The organism is Microvirga makkahensis, from assembly GCF_009830105.1.
Taxonomy (GTDB): Bacteria; Pseudomonadota; Alphaproteobacteria; order Rhizobiales; family Beijerinckiaceae; genus Microvirga; species Microvirga makkahensis.
On sequence record NZ_WURB01000090.1, the window covers coordinates 1 to 651 of the forward strand.

Consider the following 651-nt stretch of genomic DNA (forward strand, 5'->3'; position numbering starts at 1 on the left):
TGCCCTACATCGTGGTGATCGTGGACGAGATGGCCGACCTGATGATGGTGGCCGGCAAGGAGATCGAAGGTGCGATCCAGCGTCTCGCCCAGATGGCGCGCGCGGCGGGCATCCACGTGATCCTGGCCACGCAGCGCCCGTCCGTGGACGTGATCACCGGCACGATCAAGGCGAACTTCCCCACCCGGATCTCGTTCCAGGTGACCTCCAAGATCGACAGCCGTACGATCCTGGGCGAGATGGGCGCCGAGCAGCTACTCGGTCAGGGCGACATGCTCTACATGGCCGGCGGCGGGCGCATCACCCGCGTCCACGGCCCCTTCTGCTCCGACGAGGAGGTGGAGAAGGTGGTCAACCACCTCAAGCGCCAGGGCGAGCCTGTCTATCTCGAGGCCGTCACGGCCGACGACGAGGAGCCGGAAGATCTGGAGGCATCGGAGCTTTCGCCGGATGATGACGATGTCGTGCTGGGGGTGTCCGACATCTACGAGCAGGCTGTCGGCATCGTCCTTCGGCACAAGAAGGCGTCGACCTCCTACATCCAACGGCGCCTGCAGATCGGCTACAACCGCGCCGCCTCCCTGATGGAGCGCATGGAGCAGGAGGGCATCGTCGGACCCGCCAACCATGCCGGCAAGCGCGAGATCCTGC

1 protein-coding gene is annotated in these 651 nt (G+C 65.6%); it reads left to right on the top strand.

Annotated features, from left to right (window positions below):
- Positions 1-651 (top strand): DNA translocase FtsK (locus GR328_RS26575; protein ID WP_160888638.1); only part of this gene is annotated, 651 nt, incomplete at both ends.